The 1,535-nt window shown below is 52.5% G+C and carries 2 protein-coding genes and 1 pseudogene; 2 read left to right on the top strand and 1 reads right to left on the bottom strand.

Features of this window, described 5'->3' with window-relative positions:
* Nucleotides 1-686 (top strand): beta-ketoacyl-ACP synthase III (locus WBC85_RS08735; RefSeq protein ID WP_424435419.1); only part of this gene is annotated, 686 nt, incomplete at its 5' end.
* Between the two features lie 31 nt (nt 687-717).
* Here WBC85_RS08735 and WBC85_RS08730 read toward each other — a convergent pair.
* Nucleotides 718-1,176: a hypothetical protein gene (locus WBC85_RS08730; protein WP_424435416.1), complete on the bottom strand. Its 459-nt coding sequence runs from the start codon at nt 1,174-1,176 to the stop codon at nt 718-720.
* Between the two features lie 141 nt (nt 1,177-1,317).
* Here WBC85_RS08730 and WBC85_RS08725 point away from each other — a divergent pair.
* Nucleotides 1,318-1,535 (top strand): annotated as a pseudogene (locus WBC85_RS08725) (thymidine kinase); the annotation flags it as partial.

Raw genomic sequence — 1,535 nt, 5'->3', positions numbered from 1 at the left:
GCTTTGCCTTTGATATGAACGTCGCCTGTTCCTCCGCCACCTTCGGAATTCAGGCCGCCGCAGACATGATCCGCTCCGGCTCCATCCGCAGCGCACTGGTCGTTAACCCGGAAATATGTTCTGCCCATTTAGAATGGCGTGATCGCGACTGCCACTTCATCTTTGGTGACGTCGCAACAGCGACGCTAATCGAACGCGCAGAGGCAGCCACCGGTCCGTATTTCGAAATAAAATCAACAAGGTGCGCCACGGATTTCTCTAACAACATCCGCAACAACAACGGCTTCCTGCGGCGCTCGCGCCCGGACGGCGTGGCAGACCGTCGCGATATGCAGTTCATGCAAAATGGCCGTAAGGTGTTCAAAGAGGTCTTGCCGATGGTCTCCGACCATATTGCAAACCACATGGCCGCCGAAGGGATCGACGCTGCGGACCTCAAACGGCTCTGGCTCCATCAGGCCAATAAATCAATGAACGACTTTATTGGTAAGAAAGTCCTTGGCCGCACCCCCGAAGCAGGCGAGCAGCCCAATATCCTGCAAGACTACGCCAATACGTCGTCAGCCGGATCGATCATCGCTTTTTCAAAATATTCCAATGACTTAGAAGACGGTGACACCGGTCTCATCTGCTCGTTCGGGGCGGGTTATTCTGTGGGGTCTGTTATCTTGCAAAAGCGGGGCTAAACGCGCAGCCCCGCACAAAGACACCGAATGACTAGACGCTTTCATCCTCAAGATGCAGCTTCATGTCTACCAGAACCTGTTGCAGCATGGTTGTCTCTCTGAGCAGGCGTTTCGCCTCGTTCATCGTGATTTTTCCATCCGCAATTGATTGCTGATACTCGGCCATCAGCATCGCAAAACGCTGGCTCAACGCGATCACATCCGCGTTTACACCGCCTTTAGATACGTCATTTGGCCGTCGCACGTCAAAATCGATATGCGCGCCCGAAAGCTCTGCAAGCGCTTGGGTCAGGTGCGGATATCCGGCAGCGGCCTCCAATGCAGCAACAGCATCAACAGGCATAAAGCGATCTGCGTGTTCGTCATGGTCGGAATAGTAACGGCCCAAAGTCGCTTTCGACTTACCAGTCACTTCACAGGCAGCTTCGACGCCAACGGCTTTCACCAAGGCTTCTGTGTGCTTTTTCAAATAGCTGCCTGCTGCATCCATTGTATACGCCCCTTACTCTCAAAAGATTTGGAACAATATATATCGTATTAGGGGTACAGTCCTAGTGCAATTCCCCCTTTATTGCGTCGTTTTTTATGAGATGGCCTTGCACCCCTTCTTTCGTGCCGGATAGATAGCCCCATGGCCAAACTTTATTTCAATTACTCAACGATGAACGCGGGTAAATCCACGGTTTTACTGCAGGCCGCGCATAACTACCGTGAGCGTGGCATGGTGCCATATCTGATGACAGCACAGCTGGATAATCGTGCGGGCGAAGGGCGAATTGCCTCCCGAATTGGGATCGGGCAAGATGCGGACACATACCATAGTGACGAAAATCTCTATGAAAAGCTGAG

This window comes from Planktotalea sp. (assembly GCF_049680325.1).
In the GTDB taxonomy this organism is placed as follows: Bacteria; Pseudomonadota; Alphaproteobacteria; order Rhodobacterales; family Rhodobacteraceae; genus Planktotalea.
This window is presented reverse-complemented; position numbering and strand designations above follow the sequence as displayed.

Excerpts from the sequence above, each read along its gene's own strand:
- WBC85_RS08730 (WP_424435416.1), bottom strand. The coding sequence starts at position 1,176 with ATGGATGCAGCAGGCAGCTATTTGAAAAAGCACACAGAAGCCTTGGTG.